The sequence below is a fragment of the Ruegeria sp. BB6 genome (genome assembly GCF_056539385.1).
Map to the genome: position 1 here is coordinate 806,781 of NZ_JBQFUW010000002.1, position 18,409 is coordinate 825,189.

Sequence of the window (18,409 nt, forward strand, 5' to 3'; positions counted from 1 at the left end):
CGCGATCAACCAAACTCTAATAGTATGAGGACATGGTTGGGATGGGGATCCGGCCTAAAGCCCGCGCCCCTTCCGACCCAAGACAGAGGAGCACCCGCGTGCCTTCATTCTCGAGCACATTAGAACAAGCCATTCACGCGGCCTTGGCTGCTGCGAACGAACGGCGACATGAATTTGCAACGCTGGAGCATCTGTTGCTGGCGCTGCTGGAAGAACCTGATGCGATCCGCGTCATGAAAGCCTGTAGCGTTGACCTGGATGAGCTGCGAAGCACTCTGGTCGAATTCATTGACGAAGACCTGTCGAACCTTGTCACGGATATCGACGGGTCCGAAGCCGTGCCAACGGCCGCCTTCCAGCGCGTGATCCAACGCGCAGCGATCCACGTCCAAAGCTCGGGCCGGACCGAAGTGACGGGTGCCAACGTGTTGGTTGCAATTTTCGCTGAACGCGAAAGCAACGCGGCCTACTTCCTGCAGGAACAGGACATGACTCGCTATGACGCGGTGAATTTCATTGCGCACGGCGTCGCCAAAGACCCCGCCTATGGCGAGAATCGGTCGGTTTCCGGCGCAGATCAGGTCGAAGAAGAAGTTCAGTCAAACGCCGGAGAGGGCGAACAGAAAGAAAGCGCGCTTGGGAAATACTGCATTGATCTGAACGCAAAATCGCGCGCAGGCGATGTTGACCCGCTGATCGGTCGCGCTGACGAGGTTGAACGCTGTATTCAGGTTCTGTGCCGTCGCCGCAAGAACAACCCACTGCTGGTGGGGGATCCGGGCGTAGGCAAAACCGCCATTGCCGAAGGGCTGGCCCACAAAATCGTCGCGGGCGAAGCGCCGGACGTGCTGTCGGAAACCACGATCTATTCTCTGGACATGGGCGCGCTGCTGGCAGGCACCCGCTATCGCGGCGACTTCGAGGAACGTCTGAAAGCTGTCGTGACCGAGCTGGAAGATCACCCTGACGCGGTGCTGTTCATTGACGAAATCCATACCGTGATCGGTGCCGGTGCCACTTCGGGTGGCGCGATGGATGCGTCCAACCTGCTGAAACCTGCGTTGCAGGGTGGTAAGCTGCGCACGATGGGCTCGACCACGTATAAAGAGTTCCGCCAGCATTTTGAAAAGGACCGCGCGCTGAGCCGCCGGTTCCAGAAGATCGACGTAAATGAGCCTTCGGTCGAAGACAGCGTGAAAATCCTGCGCGGTCTGAAACCCTATTTCGAGAAACATCACGAGATCAAATACACCGCCGACGCGATCAAGACAGCCGTCGAGCTTTCGGCGCGGTATATCAACGACCGCAAACTGCCCGACAAAGCCATCGACGTGATTGATGAGGCCGGTGCCGCACAGCATCTGGTCGCGGAAAGCAAGCGCCGTAAGACGATCGGCGTCAAGGAAATCGAGGCTGTCGTGGCCAAGATCGCCCGTATTCCGCCCAAGAATGTCACCAAGGACGATGCCGAGGTTCTGAAAGACCTTGAAGCCTCGCTGAAACGGGTGGTGTTCGGACAGGATGACGCCATCGTCGCACTATCCAGCGCGATCAAACTGGCCCGCGCCGGTCTGCGCGAGCCTGAGAAACCCATCGGCAACTACCTGTTTGCCGGTCCGACCGGTGTGGGCAAAACCGAGGTTGCGAAACAGCTCGCGGATACGCTGGGTGTGGAACTGCTGCGCTTTGACATGTCGGAATACATGGAAAAACACGCGGTATCCCGTCTGATCGGCGCGCCTCCGGGCTATGTCGGGTTTGACCAAGGTGGCTTGCTGACGGACGGCGTCGACCAGCACCCGCACTGCGTGCTGCTGCTGGATGAGATCGAGAAAGCCCACCCCGACGTGTTCAACATCCTGTTGCAGGTGATGGACCACGGTGAGCTGACAGATCACAACGGCCGCACGGTGAATTTCCGCAACGTGGTTCTGATCATGACCTCGAACGCCGGTGCACAGGAACAGGCCAAGGCCGCCATCGGCTTTGGACGGGACCGCCGCGAAGGTGAAGATACGGCCGCGATCGAACGGACCTTTACGCCAGAGTTCCGCAACCGTCTGGACGCTGTAATCTCGTTCGCGCCGCTGCCGAAAGAGGTCATTCTGCAGGTTGTCGAAAAGTTCGTCCTGCAGCTTGAGGCACAGTTGCTGGATCGGAACGTGACCATCGACCTGACGCCCAAAGCCGCCGAATGGCTGGCTGACAAAGGTTATGACGACAAGATGGGCGCGCGCCCACTGGGTCGTGTCATTCAAGAGCACATCAAGAAACCTCTGGCCGAAGAGCTGCTGTTCGGCAAACTGGCCAAAGGCGGTGTGGTCCGTGTCTCGGTCAAGAAGGGTGATCTGAACCTGGAAATTCTTGGCCCCGATCAGCCACGGATTCCGGGCGACAAGCCGCCGTTGCTGACAGCGGACTGAGAAAACCGCAAACCCTGATACAAAGCCCGCCATCATCTGATCGGCGGGCTTTTTTACTCTCCGGCATCTCTACTTGAGCTCTGCCAAGGGCTTTCTTACCCACCACCGAAGCGATGGATACGTTTGATCAATACTTAGCTAAAACCAGTTCCCTTCCACCGGCATAACCCCATTATCGTGTTTTCACCCAACGCATCACGTCGACCTTGGGATCAATCAAAACCTGTGAATGTGTCTGGGATCGGGCGACGCGTCCCTCGGTCGGCCCCACTACCGCTCGGTCAGCTTCAACTCGATCCGGCGGTTCTGAGCACGGGCTTCAGGCGTATCGGCAGGATTGACGGGTTGGAACTCACCAAACCCGTTCGCAGCCAGTCGGTTTGGTGGAATACCCAGCGCCTCGACCATGTAGCGCACGACCGATAAGGCCCGTCCCTGGCTCAACTCCCAGTTATCGCGGTAACGCCCAGTCCCGGCCAGAGGTACGTTATCCGTGTGGCCGTCGACCCGAATAACCCAATTCAAGCCCTCTGGGATTTCAGCCGCAACGGTTCGCAGAATATTCGCGACTTTGGCGACTTCCAACTGCCCTTCCCCAGACAGCACGGCCGAGCCCGTGTCGAACAGAACTTCGGACGAAAACACGAACCGATCACCTTCGATCCGCACACCTTCCTGATCGCCCAACACATCCCGCAGCCGGCCAAAGAACTCCGAGCGATAGCGCTGCAGGTCTTCGGCCTGGGCCACAAGTTCTTCATTCTGACCTGACAACACCTCTGCTTCGGCTTCCAGACGGGCGCGTTCGGCTTCCTCCAACAGTCGGCGGCGGCGTTCCTCGGACGCGGCACGGGCAAGAGCCGCGTTGAGGTCCTGCCCAAGCGTCTGGATTTGAATGTCCGCAGCCGCATTGCGTTCCTCGTAGTCGTCCAGCAAAGCCTGCAACCCACCCAGTTGCTCTCGCAGTGCGGCCATTTGCTGATTCAACAAGGCTGCTTCGCGTTGGGCTTTTTCGGAAATTGTCTGCTCAACCGATAGGGTTTCACGCGCGACCGCAAGCAGGGCTGCGCGTTCTTCAGCCAGAGTCCTCTGCTCTTGCGCCTCGGCCTGCGCTTCGGTCTGTGCGGCCAACGCCGCCTCAAGCCGGACTTGAAGATCCTGCGAGCTCAACTCTCCGAACTGCCGTTCTAATTCAGCCTTTGCCGCTTGCGCCGCGGCCAGAAGGGTCAGAGTGTCCTCAGCCTCTTTTCGCTGCGCCTCAAGCGCTAGTGTCATGGCGGTCAGTTCCGCGTCAGCGTCTTGCAACCTGTTGCGCAGGTTTTCGGCGGCTGCGGCTTCGGCCAGCCTTGCGGCTTCTTCGGCGCTCAGTTGATCTTCAAGTTCCGTGATCAGTGCCGATTGCGCTGCTTCGCTTTGCTCAAGATCGGCGATCAACGCTTCAAGCGCCTCGCGCCGGGCAGCGGCAAGACGCGCGGCCTCGGTCTGTTCGTCAATCTCGGCGCGGCTTTGGGCAAGCGCGAGATTCAGCGCATCCTGTTCATTCAGAAGTTCGTCCCGCTCGGATTCCAGACCGGCGATGGCCCCTTTTGCCCGTTCCTGCTCGGCCAGCAGCGCAGTGACCTGATCTTCAAAACTCGTGATCCGAATTTGGGCCTGAACAAGCTCTGTTTCGACCTGCGACAGTGTCGAGTTCAACGCCCCGAGCCTTGCCTGAAGGCGGCTGTTTTCCCGCTCCTCCAGGCCGAGAGCACCGGCCAGGGCCGCAATTTCGTCAGACAGGGCGGTCAGTTCGTCCTCTTGCCCGGAAATGGTTTCCCGCAAGACGTATTGCACGACCATGAAGATGGTCAGCACAAAAGTCAGCACCATCAATAGCCCCGTGATCGCGTCCACGAAACCGGGCCAGACCGACCCCTGGAACCGCTGACCTGTGCGACGGGACAGCGCCATGGCTTACTCTCCTTCCGGAGCAGAACGCACGGCACCTCGGGGGAGAGTAAGCGCTTTGACCAGCAATTCGATGTCCTTGCGCAGCTCGCTCATGCTTTCTTGACGGCCCGCCGAGATTTCTTCGAGGATGCGCAACAGTTGCACGTCCATCGAGCGTAGACGCATACGGCTTTCGGCATCGATCCCGTCGCCAGCGCCTTGTTCCCTCATGTGATCAAGCAGGGCGTCCTGTCCCAGCGCAACCCGCTCCAGCGCGGCGGTTACTCCTTCGTTGTCGGACTGCCGCTGGTTCATGTCACCGATCGCGTCTACAAGTTGACCGAGTTTCGTCGACAACTCGACCCGATCGCGTTCCTGTGCCGAGAACAGATCCTGCAGGGCATCCATTTGTTCGGACATCGAATCCAAAACGGGCGTCAGAACGGCCAGCTCTGCACTGCTGCCTTCGTCACCAGCAGCGAAACCGACGCGGGTGATCGAGGACAGCCATTCCTCAAGCTCTCGATAAAAGCGGTTCTGACCGTGGCCTGCGAACAGCTCGAGCAGCCCAACGATCAGCGAACCGGCCAGCCCCAAAAGCGAGGATCCGAACGCCACGCCCATGCCCTGCAACTGAGATTCAAGGCCAACCATCAAACGGTTGAAAACCGCCAAACCTTCTTCGCCTTCCTGCGGGTTGAGGCTGCGAATTGTATCGACAATGGCTGGAACCGTCGTGGCCAATCCGAAAAACGTCCCCAAAAGACCAAGATAGATCAGAACGTTGGTGATATATCGCGTGATCTCTCTTTCTTCTTCGACACGCTCGGCCACCGAATCCAGAATGGACCGCGTCGAAGATGAACTGATTTGTGACCGAGCGCCTCTTTCACGCAACAAAGAGGCCAGCGGCGCAAGCAGTTGCGGCGTGCGCGCATCTTCGCGAACAACACCGCCGACGAATGCTTCGATCCAACGAACTGAACCGATCAACTGAGTGACCTGATAGAAACAGGCGAAAACGCCGATCACGAAGACCAGTATGATAAACCCGTTCAGATACGGGTTGGCGTAAAACACCGGCAAAACGTAAGGCAGCGCCATAAAGACGCCCAGCCCCGCCAAACCAATTGCGACCAGCATCGTAACGATCTGACGAATGGGTTGCGAGAAATGAGGTCCCGCGTCCTGATGTGCCTGCGCCATGCGCGTGGCTCCCGGTATTTTCCTGCTCTAAAGTGAATCTAGCGAAAATACGCCGGTGACGCCAAGGGTTTATGCGGTAATGCTGCGCACCCGTTGCGCCAACCACTCAAGATCAGGATCGTGCAGACCAATCTCGGTCAGGTGTTCGGCGGTATTATACAGGTATTCCGTATTCGGACCGCGCCCCCCGACCGCATGTGCGATGATCTGGGCCTGCTCCTCCAGCGGCATCCCACCGCAATACTGCACATGATCTTCGTCGATCACATAGGTCACGGCCGTAACGACCTGTCCGTCATGCAGATGCACATCCAGCATCTTTTCAACATAGGCCGACGAAATCAGCTCTCGGTCGCGCAATTCTTGCAGTGTGCGGTCCTCGTGCCCCGCTTCAACCGCAAGAGCCAGACCTGTGCATTTCGCTTCGGTCTGTTCGTCCAATGCAAGCACAAGACCGGGGTTTTCCTCGGTCCCGCGATGGTGAATCGAACTCATGCAGAATGAGCGCGCATACCCGTGCAAAGTCGCGTGCTCGCTACGGGCCACCGGAAAGCCGGGATTCCACAACAGCGACCCATATCCGAAAACCCACATCGTCATAGCTCTGGTCCTTGCCCGTTTGCGCCTATAAACATCAATTCAAAGGTGGGAAAAAGGGTCAACTGCAATGCGCGGTTTGATAAGAGCAGTCATTTTCGTCGGCGTGATCTGGAGCGCCTATTGGCTCATAGCCGGAATTGGCCTGCGCAATGCGATCACCACGTGGTTTAACCAGCAGCAAGAGCTGGGCTGGCAGGCGGACTTCTCGGATGTCTCAACCGCGGGGTACGCTACTCACCACGTCACACGGCTGGCAAACCCGGCGCTGGCGGATCCCGTCAATGGGACAGCCTGGAGCGCCGATTGGATCGAATTTCAAAGTCCCGCAATCTGGCCCGGACGACAGTTGCTGCGGTTCGCCGACACGCCTCAACGCTTGTCCTACTACGATCAAACCGCCACGATTCAGGCCAAGAACCTTCAGGCTGAGTTGCATTTGCAGCCCGGCGTGGCGCTGGTGCTTGAGAAGATGTCTCTGACAGCGGACCCCTGGTCAATCACCGAGGACGCCGATGCGCTGGCGGGCGGCGAAACGCTTGGGCTGACCATGGAGCAAACCGAGATTCCCGAAGCCTACAACATCAGCGCTCGGATTGACGGCTTTGCCCCCGGCGACGACTTGCGTGATCTCATGCGGTCAGCCACCACTTTGCCCCAGTCGTTCGAGACGCTGGAACTGGATATGACGACCACATTCGACAGGGCTTGGGATCGCTCCGCCCTTGAGCAGAGCAGACCTCAGCCGGTACAGATCGACCTGCATCTGGCCGAAATGGAATGGGGTGCGCTGCGTTTGTTCGCCGCCGGAGAGCTTGCGGTGGATGCCCAAGGCATTCCAACGGGCGAAATCGCGATCAAAGCCGAAAACTGGCGCGACATGATCGCAATGGCAAATGCTGCAGGCGCCCTGCCCGATCAGGCCGTCAATCCGGTGACTCGCGCATTGAATTTCATGGCCGGACTTGGGGGCAATCCCAACGCGCTGGACATGCAGTTGAATTTCCGAGACGGGTTTGTCGCCTTGGGCCCATTGCCGCTTGGCCCGGCGCCGCGCCTGATCCTGCGTTAACGGCAGAACGCCCCACGGCGATGGCGCGCCGTGTCCAAGTGGAAATGATCGCGGTGATACCGGTCAGAATTTGGCCCCAGAACCGTGCCAAACGGTCCGCACGCGCCGCGCCAGACCTTGATCAACTGTTTTTGCGATGGGTTCTTGCGCCAACCGTTCAGCACAGTAACGACTTCTCCGTCCGCCATCTTGAAGCCCGAGATATCTATTGCGCGCCCCTTTCCGTGTTCGGAGATACGCGCTCCCTTTTGGTTGTTTCGGGTCCGGCAGGCATAGTGGGCCGCGACCTGCAGTTCGACCACCGGACCGCGTCGCTTGAAGGTCGGAATGACCGTCTTGTCCACCCATTCATTCAAAGCGATCGCCGTGCCACAGTCCATTGTCGATGGGCGGCTTAACGCAACGCCCGAGATCGAAGTGACCTGAACCGCATCCTTGATCCCGCAAGCTTTGATCTTGCCGGGAACCTTGCCAACGGCCTTGCCCTGAATCTGAATATCACCGCAAACTGACCCTTTGCGGAGCTTGCGCTTTTTGAACAAAGCCTCCTGTTCCAGCGTTTTGGGGCGCAGATAGGGCATCAGGGACGTATCTGGCCCAAAGGTCGGCACATCCACAGTGCGCGCCGCGACCGCCAGAACCTGCGCCGACACAGGGCGCAATTCGGGGCGCATCTTGGACGGGGTTGGGCTTGCAAAGGCCAAGACCGGGGCCGCAGATGGTCGCTCTGGCGGGATCAGCGAATACTCCAAAGGGGCCGCGTTTGAAAACGTGGCACTAAGCGCCACAACTCCAATCACAAGACCCTTTTGGAAACGTATCATGGACCTGCTTTCCCCCGTCCGAAATCAGGGGCATCCGTATCCTGCCCCGCATCAATGATCCCACGGCGGATCGCGCGGGTGCGAGTAAAATAATCAAACAACTGATCACCATCACCGGTACGAATAGCCCGCTGCAAGGCGAAAAGCTCCTCGGTAAAGCGACCAAGAATTTCCAGCGTTGCATCCTTGTTGGTCAGGAACACGTCGCGCCACATGGTCGGGTCCGAGGCTGCAATCCGCGTGAAATCCCGAAAACCGGCGGCCGAATACTTGATGACTTCGCTATCGGTCACCCGGCGCAAGTCATCTGCCACACCGACCATCGTGTAGGCGATCAGGTGCGGCGCGTGCGAAGTCACTGCCAGAACCAGATCGTGGTGATCTGCATCCATCTCATCGACGTTGGAGCCCATACCCTCCCACAACGCACGCAATTGCGCGACAGCGTCAGGGTCGGTGCCTTCGACCGGCACCAAAAGGCACCAGCGGTTGTCAAACAACTCAGCAAAACCAGCTTCGGGGCCGGAATGTTCGGTTCCCGCCAGCGGATGAGCCGGAATGAAATGCACACCGTCGGGGATGTGCGGTGACACCGCCTGAATGACATGGCGCTTGACCGAGCCTACATCCGAAACGGTCGCGCCCGGTTTCAATACTGGCGCGATATCGGCGGCTACCGCGCCCATCGCGCCAACCGGCACACAGAGAACGACCAGATCAGCCCCTTCAACGGCCTCTTGTGCGGTGTCACACACCCGGTCGCACAAGCCAATCTTGCGCGCAGTGTTGCGGGTTGCCTCTGAACGGGCATATCCCGTCACCTCACCCGCCAGACCAGCGCGTTTGATCGCCCAGAACATCGAGGATGCGATCAGGCCCAACCCGATCAGCGCAACACGGTCGTAAACTTGGGTCATGCCACGCCCTCTTTGAATTCAGTGATCGCCGCAACGACACGGCGGCAGGCCTCTTCGTCGCCCACGGTGATCCGCAAGGCGTTCGGCAGGTTGTAACCCGCGACACGGCGCACGATCAAACCCTGCGTTTTCAGATAATCGTCGCACGCCTCGGCTTCGGCCTGATCTGTGAACCGCGCGAGTATGAAGTTGGTGCTGGACGCATCCGACGCGACGCCGATCTTCGCAAGTTCATCAGCCAGCCAAACGCGCAAACGCGCATTCTCGGTGTGACAGAACGTCAGATAGTCCTCATCCTTGATCGCAGCTTCCGCCGCAGCCAGCGCAGTCAGCGACAGGTTGAAGGGCTGGCGTACTCGGTTCAGCACGTCGATGATCGACTGCGCGGCATAGCCCCAGCCGACGCGCATCCCACCCAGCCCGTAAATCTTGGAGAACGTCCGGGTCATGATCACATTCTCGAACCGGTCCACCAGTCCGGCGCCACCGTCGAAACCAGCAACGAATTCGGCATAAGCTCCATCGATGACCATCAGGCAGGACTGGGGCAAGGCGTCGGCCAGCCTCTCCAACTCGGCCTCTGGGATCATGGTCGAGGTCGGGTTGCCCGGATTGGTTACGAATACGATCCGCGTTTGCCCGGTAACGGCTGCCAGAATTTTGTCGACATCCACGCGACGGTCCGTCTCGGGCACCATGACCGGCGTTGCCCCTGCCATCCGCGCGACGATCGGGTACATGGAAAAACCATGCTCGGTATAGATGACCTCATCCCCCGGCCCTGCATAGGCTTGCGCCACGAATTGCAGCACTTCGTCACTGCCCACACCACAGATGATCCGTGACGAGTCCAGCGCATGGCGCGCGCCAATCGCAGCGCGCAGGCTGGCATGGTCGGTGCTGGGATAACGATGCAGAGTGGCGGCACTGTCGCGCACGGCCTCAATCGCCTTGGGGCTGGGACCAAACGGGTTTTCGTTGGAACTCAGCTTGATCGCATGCTTGACCCCGGCCACATGCGACTGACCGCCCTGATAGAGCGCGATGTCCATAATGCCGGGTTGCGGGGTGATCTTTGTCATAAGAGGCTCCGTTTATTGGAGCCTCTCTTACCTGTCTCAACGCGTTGAGAAAAGCGGCAATTCCGTCACGCCGCTTTGAAGCGGGCCGTTGCCGGATCAGCATTGTAATAAGGCGCGAATTCCTCGGTCCGGCGGGACAGGTCGTTGACGCTGTCGATAATGAACTGAACCGTCTCATCACTCATCAGGTATGAAAAGTTCAGACGCACCCAGCCCGGTTTCTTCATCTCTTCCCCAGCGGACAACGCGGCGTGCAACCCCTCGGACGCCGCTTGATCGATACCCAGCAACCGATGCGCATAGGGTCCGGCGCAGGCGCAACCCCCGCGCGCCTGAATACCGTAGATGTCGCTGAGCATCCGGGTGAATAGCTGCTGATGAACCGGATGACCCGCGTTGTCGCGCACAAGGAATGAAAAGATCGGCAACCGATGCGGATGATCCGCGCCCAGCAGGGTCAGGTTCGGGTTGTCGCCCCACCCGTTCAGGGCCATTCGGTTATAGCGTTCCTCCCGTCTGGCAATCTCATCCGTACCGACCACATCCTTGACGATAAAGGCCAGCGCAGCCCGGATGTCCCCGATCACGTTCGGGGTTCCAGCTTCTTCGCGCGTGGCAAGGTCTTCGCTATAGTCGTGCCGCCACGGAGAGACAAAGCTGACCGTACCACCGCCCGGCCAGCTCGGGCAAGTGCGATTGACCGCAGCCTTATTGACGATCAAAACGCCCGATGCACCCGGCCCGCCCGGAAACTTGTGGGGTGACACAACGATGGCATCCTTGCGCGCATCTTCTGGCCCCATGTCCATTGGCAGATAAGGACCGCCCCCCGCATAATCCCAAACGGATAACGCCCCATGAGATTTGAGCAGCCGCGTCACCGGATCCGGGTCGGTAACGATACCGGTCACGTTTGAGGCCGCCGAGAATGACCCGATGATCAAGTCCGACGCGGCATGATCTACCAACATCCGCTCCAATACGTCGAGGTCGACGCCACCATCCGGCGCTTCTGGAATCTCGATCACACGTGCCTTGCTTTCGCGCCAGGGCAGAATGTTTGAGTGGTGTTCGTATGGCCCAATAAATACAACCGGCCGGTCAGCCGCCTCCACACCAAGCAGGCTGACCAACCGATTGAGACCCGCAGTGGCGCCGGCCCCGGTGAAGATCACCGCGTCCTCTTCCTTGGCGCCAACAATGCGGGCGATTTCTGCGCGTGCCTCACGACGCAGACGGGTCATGTAGGACCCGCAATAGGAAGCCTCGGTATGGCTGTTTGCATAGAAGGGCAGCACCTGTTCAGCGACAAAGTCTTCGACCTGCCGCAGCGCCCGACCCGAGGCGACGTAATCCGCGTAAACCAGCGGAACATCCCCATGCAGACCCGGAATCAGAACATTCTCTCCGATCAATCCATCGCGCAGGCTTGAGATAGGAGTGGTGGCTTCTATTGCTGTGCGAAATTTGGACAAGGTCATTTGATGGCTCCGTATTGCACCGTCAAATATGATTGAGATCACCTAAACAAACTTCACCATACTTTCGATAGTTTTATCATATTTTGTGTCATATGATTAGATATGGCGAAAAAAATAGATCAAATCGACAATCGAATACTGCGTGAGCTTCAGAAGGACGCGACTCTGTCTCAGCGGGAATTGGCGGATCGTGTCGGACTGTCGCAAAACGCGTGTTGGCGTCGGTTGAAGGCTTTGAACGAGGATGGGGTAATCACCGGCTCGTCAGCCCAAATCTCGCGCGAGAAGCTGGGGCTGAACCTGGTTGTCTTCGTCATGCTGCGCACACGGCACCATTCTGCGGAATGGCTGCAATCTTTCCGAAGCCACGTTCTGACCATCTCCGAAGTGGTGGATTTTCACAGGATCGGTGGGGATTATGACTATCAGTTGAAAGTCGTGACCGAGGACATGGCGGCCTATGACAAGGTTTATCAGCGTTTAATCGAAAAAGTCGAACTGGACAGCGTGACCTCGTATTTCGCGATGGAGGCCATTGCCGAAGGGCGGCCGCTGCCGATCTGATCCGCCTCTTCATCTGGCCAGAAATATCCCCGGGGAGTCGCGCAGCGACGGGGGCAGAGCCCCCCCACAAACAAAAAAGACCGCGCTGAAAGCGCGGCCCTTTGGATCATGTGTATCGGCGAAGATTAGTTCTTCGCGTAGAATTCGACGACCAGGTTCGGTTCCATCATGACCGGGTAAGGCACATCGCTCAGGCCCGGTGCGCGAACGAAGGTCGCGGTCATTTTCGAGTGGTCGGCGTCGATGTAGTCAGGCACATCACGCTCGGCCAGAGCAACAGCTTCCAGAACAACAGCCAGTTGCTTGGACTTGTCACGCACTTCGATCACGTCGCCTTCTTTGACGCGGTAGCTGGGGATGTTGACCCGCTTGCCGTTCACTTTGACGTGGCCGTGGTTCACGAACTGACGTGCGGCAAACACGGTCGGCACGAACTTGGCGCGGTAGACAACAGCGTCCAGGCGGCGCTCCAGCAGACCGATCAGGTTTTCACCGGTGTCGCCTTTAACACGCTCGGCTTCGGCGTAGATGCGGCGGAACTGCTTCTCGGTCAGGTCGCCATAGTAGCCTTTCAGCTTCTGCTTGGCGCGCAGCTGCAGACCGAAGTCCGACAGTTTACCCTTACGACGCTGACCGTGCTGGCCGGGGCCGTATTCACGACGGTTGATCGGGGATTTCGGACGACCCCAGATGTTTTCGCCCATCCGGCGGTCGATTTTGTACTTGGCAGACGTGCGTTTAGTCACGGCTGATCTCCTTCTTAAGTGGCATTGCAGCTTGATCCGAAAACCGGTTCCCACTTTTCGGGCTGCAATCGCGTCTCCGCTCAACCCGATGCGAGATGTCTTTCGGCCGCACCGCAACAATGAAGGGCGTTGTCCTCTTGAGGTTTCCCCCATGACAGGCATCCCCTTGCGGGGTCCACCAACACCAATGAAGCCGCGCTTATATCCGCAGAACAGGCAGAGTCAACACATCGCAAGATGGCGTATTGTATTTTTTGTCAGGGGGCGGCCCTAGTCCCGCATCGGACCGGCGTTCACCGCCGGACGCCGCGCGGGCGCTTGACCGTCTGTAGCAGAGCTCAGTCTATTCGGGAAAACGACCACAGTGTCGTCTACAGGCGCGGCTTCGCCGCTGGACTGTCTCATCTGGATAAACTCGGTGACCCAGAATTCCTGCTCGCGCGCAGGGTAGCCATTCGCGAAAACAAGGATTGGTTCTGACTCGCCGGATATCAAGCACAGGTCCGCCGAAAACTCCTGCGCTCCATTGGTCAGAACAACGACGCCCTGCACGCTGCCTTCCAGATCGTGAAAGGATCGAAAATGGTTCGGTGAAACGATGGTTTGAGTAGACTCCTGATCAGCCGGATCAACAAGAAACATGACCTGTCCGCGCCACGACCACGCAGCACCAACATCCAAAAAGGAAAGAGGCGCCGCCTCTAACCCATCTAGTTCCGTCTGTTTCCATTGAATGGCTATTCGACCGTTTAGTCCGGTTCTCATTTTACCGCCCGCACCTTCAACTCACTCACTGTTTATTGCGATATCCCTATCAGCGAAACCCTCGGCAGGAAAGTCTTGTTAATGTACAGTTAACAAAAATGTTGCCAAAGAGATTCAGCCGCTGTGATCTGACAAGAAACCCTCCTGCCAGATCACAATCTTTGCCTCAAATCCAGGCGTCAGACGTCACCCGCACTTGGAGTGGCCGCAACTGCGGCATGTCATGCAGCCCTCGATCATCACCATATCGAACTGCCCGCAGGACGGACACGCCTTACCGCGTGGGCCATCCATGTTGACGACCTGCGCCTGAGGGTCGGATTTCAGCCCCATGCCCTCGCCTTCCAGAAACCCGATATTGATCAGGTGCTGTTCAATGACACCACCAATCGCGGCGAGGATCGACGGGATGTACTTGCCCTTGACCCAAGCCCCGCCACGCGGATCGAATACGGCCTTAAGCTCCTCGACCACAAAGGACACATCCCCGCCCCGCCGGAACACGGCCGAGATCATGCGGGTCAGCGCCAATGTCCAGGCGTAGTGTTCCATGTTCTTCGAGTTGATGAACACCTCGAACGGGCGGCGACGACCCCCGATGACGATATCGTTGATGGTCAGATAGATCGCGTGCTCGCTGTCAGGCCACTTCAGCTTGTAGGTCGAACCTTCCAGCGACTGCGGACGGTCCAGCGGTTCGGACATGTAAATCACGTCGCCGCCATCAACCTCGTGCGGCGCGTCTGCACTTTCGCCCGGCACTTTGTCTTCGCTTTCCGAGACGGTCAGGACCGATCCGGTCACATCATTCGGACGATAGGTCGTGCAACCTTTGCAACCCTGATCCCAAGCCTGCATGTAGACGTCCTTGAAGGCGTCAAAGCTGATATCCTCGGGGCAGTTGATGGTTTTCGAGATCGAACTATCAATCCATTTCTGCGCCGCAGCCTGCATCTTGACGTGATCGGACGGGGACAGCGTCTGCGCGTTCACGAAATAATCCGGCAACTGCGTGTCCCCGAACTTGTCGCGCCACATCTGCACGGCATAGTCCACGACCTCTTCTTCGGTGCGCGAGCCATCTTTTTGCAGCACTTTGCGCGTGTAGGCGTAGGCAAACACCGGCTCGATCCCCGAGGACACGTTACCCGCATAAAGCGAGATCGTCCCCGTCGGCGCGATCGAGGTCAGCAAGGCGTTGCGGATACCGTGTTCGCGGATCGCGTCGCGCACGTCTTCGTCCATCTGCAGCATCGTGCCGCTGGCAAGATATTTCTCGGCATCGAACAGAGGGAACGCCCCTTTCTCCTTCGCCAAGTCCACCGACGCCAGATACGCGGCGCGGGCGATCGCGTGCAACCAGCGCTCGGTCTGACGCGCCGCTTCGTCCGAGCCATAGCGCAGGCCCAGCATCAACAGCGCATCCGCAAGCCCGGTCACGCCCAGCCCGATGCGGCGCTTATCCTGCGCCTCTGCCTCTTGCTCGATCAGCGGGAATTTCGACGCATCCACCACGTTGTCCATCATGCGGACCGCTGTGGCGACCAGTTCCTGCAATGCAGCCTCATCCAGATGAGCGGCGTCCTCGAAAGGTTCCGCCACCAGCCGCGCTAGGTTGATCGAGCCCAGCAGACACGCGCCATATGGCGGCAGGGGCTGCTCACCACACGGGTTCGTCGCCGCGATGGTTTCCACATAGCTGAGGTTGTTGGCCTGATTGATGCGGTCGATGAAGATTACGCCCGGCTCGGCGTAGTCATAGGTGGCCTGCATGATCTTGTTCCACAGATCACGCGCCTGAACGGTGTGATAGACCTTGTCGCCAAAGACCAGTTCCCACGGGCCATCGGCTTTGACGGCCTCCATGAACGGGTCCGTCACCAGCACAGACATGTTGAACATGCGCAGGCGAGCGGGGTCGGATTTGGCGGTGATGAATTGCTCGATGTCCGGGTGATCGCAGCGCATCGTCGCCATCATCGCCCCACGGCGCGAACCGGCAGACATGATGGTGCGGCACATGGCGTCCCACACATCCATGAACGAAAGCGGCCCCGACGCATCCGCCGCAACCCCATGCACATCCGCGCCGCGCGGTCGGATGGTCGAGAAATCGTAACCGATGCCCCCACCCTGCTGCATGGTCAGCGCGGCCTCTTTCAGCATATCGAAAATGCCGCCCATGCTGTCGGGAATGGTGCCCATGACAAAGCAGTTGAACAGCGTTACCTGACGCGCGGTCCCCGCGCCTGCAGTAATGCGTCCGGCGGGAAGGTATTTGAAATCCTCCAGCGCCTCAAAGAACTTGTCTTCCCAATGGGCCGGGTCTTTTTCCACACGCGCCAAATCGCGGGCGATGCGCCGCCAGCTATCCTCGACGGTCTGGTCGATAGGTGTGCCATCCGCCTGCTTAAAGCGGTATTTCATGTCCCATATCTGCTCGGCGATGGGGGCGGCAAAGCGGCTCATTTGTGATTCCCTGTCTTGAAAGAGGTATCCAGACTACCCTATTTCACCGGCTCACCACAACACCTTGATGAATGCTCGATCAGAGCTACAATATAGAGATCAAGCTTGGGACGACTCTGTGGGAAAGCTGTGGATAACTACGTAAACCTCATCAAACTTTCGGTCGGATCGGACAGCGTCGATACGCTGATCGCATGGCAGGACAGCCGCAAACCGCTGTATGAGGACGGCTGCCCGCGCCATGTGACCCGCATGTGGCCCAAGCGCGAGGCCGAGATTCTGAACGGCGGATCAATCTATTGGGTGATCAAGGGGGTGATCCAATGCCGCCAGCGCATCCTGCGATTGGATGAGGTACGGGGCGAGGACGGCATCCGCCGTTGCGCCATCGTGCTGGACCCCGAAGTGCACCGCACCCAAAACGCCCTGAAGCGCCCCTTTCAGGGGTGGCGCTATCTCAAACCCGAGGATACCCCAGCCGACCTGCCCAAAGGTCGCGCGCAGGACGATGCCCTGCCCGACGATCTGAACCGCGCGCTGGCGGATATCGGGGTGCTTTAACTCAGACGGTCTAAAAGTTCGGACAGAACGGTTTTGTCCTCGGCCTCATACTTGGCCACTCGACTACGCCACAGCGTCGCCTGTGATTGCAGGATCGACCCGTCGGTCAGGATCTTTAGGTGGTTCGCCCGCAGCGTTTCCCCGGTCGAGGTGATGTCGGCAATCGCTTCGGCGGTTTCGTTCATCACGGTGCCTTCGGTCGCGCCCTGACTGTCGACCAGAGTGTAATCGGCCACGCCTGCATCCGTCAGGAATTCCCGCACAAGCCGATGATATTTGGTCGCAATCCGTAGCCGGTGACCGTGCGTTCTTCGGAAGGCTGCCGCCGCCGCGTCCAGATCGTCCAGCGTGTCCACGTCCACCCAACAGGCGGGGGTCGCGATGATCAGGTCCGCCTTGCCAAAACCAAGCTGCGAGACCTCCTCGACCTGCTGTTCCCAGCGCGGCAGCTTCTCATGCACCAGATCAATGCCGGTCACGCCCAGATGAATGCGCCCGGCGGCCAGTTCACGCGGGATTTCTCCAGCGGACAGCAAGATCAGCGAAACACCGTCGATCCCATCCACTTTACCCGCATATTCCCGATCCGATCCGCTGCGCGACAAGGTAATGCCGCGCTTTTCAAACCACGAGAAGGTCTTTTCCATCAACCGGCCCTTCGAGGGCACGCCCAGTTTCAGGCTCATTGTGCGGCCTCCTCGATCTCCAACATCAGGTCGGGACGAATGACACCCCCAACGGCGGGAATTTCAGCACCGTTCCCCAACTGCCGGGTCAGCGCGTCATAGCGCCCCCCAGTCGCGATCGGAGGCAGGTCAGGACGGCCCTCGGCGTAGAAACCAAAGACAAAGCCGTCATAATATTCCATCGACGTCCGACCATATGAGGCTTCAAAGTCCAGCCGTTCCACCTCTACGCCTCGCGCTTGCAACGCGGCGATCCGCGATTCAAGCCTGTCCAATGCAGGGGTGATTTGCGGCAGGTCCACCGCCACATCTCGCAACCGTTCAAGCGCGAAGGGCATAGTTTCTCGGACGTTTAGCAGAGTCTCGAGCCCCGCCAGTTCATTGTCCGAAATCGGCTGCGTATCGCGATCTTCGCGCAGCGCAGCGATCCGCGCCTCGATCTCGGTCGCGCGGCGCTTGCCGATCATGGGTGCGTCAGTGGCAAGTGGGTCTTTGGCATCCAGAAGCGTATCGCGTCCTTCCGGGCCGGGCTTGCGCCCAGCGAAGCGATCCAAAAGAACGCGGAACCGACGCGGACGCCACAAGTGCCGCATCAGCGCAGCTTTGCGCCGGTCAGTGGTTTTCAGACCAGCCACAGCCGCAGTCAGAATCCCGATATCCCCAGTCGCAGCGCGCAGCGGCAAGCCACGCAGTTGCAGCGCAAACAACGAGAACACTTCGGCATCCGCGCCTGCGGGGTCGTTGCGGTCGAATACCTCATAGCCGACCTGAATATATTCATTCGCGCGGTCCGGGTCATGCTCCTGACGGCGGAAAACCTCGCCAGAATAGGTATAGCGCGCGGGCTCGGCCCCCTCGCGCATATGCATCTGCACCACGGGCAGCGTGAAATCCGGGCGCAGCATCTGCTCACCCCGCAGCGCGTCCGAGGTCACATAGGCGCGCGCGCGGATATCCTCGCCATAAAGGTCCAACAACGTGTCCGCCGGTTGCAAAAGCGGAGGGTCAACGACCTGCGCGCCTGCGGCCTCGAACCTGACGCGCATCGTCTCGGCGCGGGCCTTTATCTGGGAACGCTTGGCCATGG

Annotated in this window: 16 protein-coding genes; 4 read left to right on the forward strand and 12 right to left on the reverse strand. The window is 58.9% G+C overall.

Going from position 1 to position 18,409, the window contains the following annotated elements; translation table 11 throughout:
* Positions 1 to 98 precede the first annotated feature (98 nt).
* A complete protein-coding gene (gene clpA / locus ACR0B7_RS08420) occupies positions 99 to 2,423 on the forward strand; it encodes an ATP-dependent Clp protease ATP-binding subunit ClpA (RefSeq protein ID WP_170484217.1) in 2,325 nt (774 codons plus the stop codon).
* 270 nt (positions 2,424 to 2,693) lie between these two features.
* Here clpA and ACR0B7_RS08425 read toward each other — a convergent pair whose 3' ends face one another.
* From ACR0B7_RS08425 to ACR0B7_RS08435, 3 genes are all read right to left on the reverse strand, one after another.
* A complete protein-coding gene (locus tag ACR0B7_RS08425) occupies positions 2,694 to 4,373 on the reverse strand; it encodes a peptidoglycan -binding protein (RefSeq protein WP_170484219.1) in 1,680 nt (559 codons plus the stop codon).
* A gap of 3 nt (positions 4,374 to 4,376) precedes the next feature.
* Positions 4,377 to 5,558 carry a biopolymer transporter ExbB gene (locus ACR0B7_RS08430; protein ID WP_170484221.1) on the reverse strand — a complete coding sequence of 394 codons (1,182 nt, stop codon included), beginning with the start codon at positions 5,556 to 5,558 and terminating at the stop codon, positions 4,377 to 4,379.
* Between the two features lie 69 nt (positions 5,559 to 5,627).
* Positions 5,628 to 6,158, reverse strand: coding sequence for a gamma-glutamylcyclotransferase (locus ACR0B7_RS08435; RefSeq protein WP_170384872.1), 531 nt, complete (start codon positions 6,156 to 6,158; stop codon positions 5,628 to 5,630).
* A 67-nt stretch (positions 6,159 to 6,225) separates the two neighbouring features.
* Here ACR0B7_RS08435 and ACR0B7_RS08440 point away from each other — a divergent pair, with 67 nt between their 5' ends.
* Positions 6,226 to 7,227: a DUF2125 domain-containing protein gene (locus tag ACR0B7_RS08440; protein ID WP_170484223.1), complete on the forward strand. Its 1,002-nt coding sequence runs from the start codon at positions 6,226 to 6,228 to the stop codon at positions 7,225 to 7,227.
* On the opposite strand, the gene ACR0B7_RS08445 is transcribed toward ACR0B7_RS08440, so the two are convergent.
* From ACR0B7_RS08445 to ACR0B7_RS08460, 4 genes are all read right to left on the reverse strand, one after another.
* The gene (locus ACR0B7_RS08445) at positions 7,224 to 8,051 is read right to left on the reverse strand and encodes an extensin family protein (RefSeq protein WP_170484226.1); all 828 of its coding nucleotides are present in this window, start codon (positions 8,049 to 8,051) and stop codon (positions 7,224 to 7,226) included. The genes ACR0B7_RS08440 and ACR0B7_RS08445 overlap by 4 nt on opposite strands.
* Entirely contained in the window at positions 8,048 to 8,968 is a 921-nt protein-coding gene (locus ACR0B7_RS08450; protein ID WP_170484228.1) for a prephenate/arogenate dehydrogenase family protein, read from the reverse strand. Before ACR0B7_RS08450 ends, ACR0B7_RS08445 begins: the two co-directional genes overlap by 4 nt.
* Positions 8,965 to 10,050, reverse strand: coding sequence for a histidinol-phosphate transaminase (hisC, locus tag ACR0B7_RS08455; protein ID WP_170576584.1), 1,086 nt, complete (start codon positions 10,048 to 10,050; stop codon positions 8,965 to 8,967). Before hisC ends, ACR0B7_RS08450 begins: the two co-directional genes overlap by 4 nt.
* Before the next feature lie 65 nt (positions 10,051 to 10,115).
* Positions 10,116 to 11,531: an aminotransferase class V-fold PLP-dependent enzyme gene (locus tag ACR0B7_RS08460; protein WP_170484232.1), complete on the reverse strand. Its 1,416-nt coding sequence runs from the start codon at positions 11,529 to 11,531 to the stop codon at positions 10,116 to 10,118.
* 102 nt (positions 11,532 to 11,633) lie between these two features.
* Here ACR0B7_RS08460 and ACR0B7_RS08465 point away from each other — a divergent pair, with 102 nt between their 5' ends.
* The gene (locus ACR0B7_RS08465) at positions 11,634 to 12,095 is read left to right on the forward strand and encodes an Lrp/AsnC family transcriptional regulator (RefSeq protein ID WP_170484234.1); all 462 of its coding nucleotides are present in this window, start codon (positions 11,634 to 11,636) and stop codon (positions 12,093 to 12,095) included.
* 125 nt (positions 12,096 to 12,220) lie between these two features.
* On the opposite strand, the gene rpsD is transcribed toward ACR0B7_RS08465, so the two are convergent.
* The 3 genes from rpsD to ACR0B7_RS08480 form a co-directional block, all read right to left on the reverse strand.
* Positions 12,221 to 12,841 (reverse strand): 30S ribosomal protein S4, encoded by a 621-nt coding sequence (rpsD, locus tag ACR0B7_RS08470; protein WP_170325974.1) that lies wholly within the window; start codon positions 12,839 to 12,841, stop codon positions 12,221 to 12,223.
* Positions 12,842 to 13,111: 270 nt separating this feature from the next.
* Positions 13,112 to 13,606 (reverse strand): hypothetical protein, encoded by a 495-nt coding sequence (locus tag ACR0B7_RS08475; RefSeq protein ID WP_170484236.1) that lies wholly within the window; start codon positions 13,604 to 13,606, stop codon positions 13,112 to 13,114.
* Positions 13,607 to 13,792: 186 nt separating this feature from the next.
* Entirely contained in the window at positions 13,793 to 16,075 is a 2,283-nt protein-coding gene (locus ACR0B7_RS08480; RefSeq protein WP_170484238.1) for an adenosylcobalamin-dependent ribonucleoside-diphosphate reductase, read from the reverse strand.
* Positions 16,076 to 16,204: 129 nt separating this feature from the next.
* Between ACR0B7_RS08480 and ACR0B7_RS08485 the strand changes: the two genes are divergently transcribed.
* Positions 16,205 to 16,636 carry a DUF1489 domain-containing protein gene (locus ACR0B7_RS08485; RefSeq protein WP_170384898.1) on the forward strand — a complete coding sequence of 144 codons (432 nt, stop codon included), beginning with the start codon at positions 16,205 to 16,207 and terminating at the stop codon, positions 16,634 to 16,636.
* Here the strand turns inward: ACR0B7_RS08485 and hisG are convergent.
* Positions 16,633 to 17,322 (reverse strand): ATP phosphoribosyltransferase, encoded by a 690-nt coding sequence (gene hisG / locus ACR0B7_RS08490; protein WP_170484240.1) that lies wholly within the window; start codon positions 17,320 to 17,322, stop codon positions 16,633 to 16,635. The genes ACR0B7_RS08485 and hisG overlap by 4 nt on opposite strands.
* Positions 17,319 to 18,407, reverse strand: coding sequence for an ATP phosphoribosyltransferase regulatory subunit (locus tag ACR0B7_RS08495; RefSeq protein ID WP_170484242.1), 1,089 nt, complete (start codon positions 18,405 to 18,407; stop codon positions 17,319 to 17,321). The genes hisG and ACR0B7_RS08495 overlap by 4 nt, the downstream gene beginning before the upstream one ends.
* Positions 18,408 to 18,409: the final 2 nt, after the last annotated feature.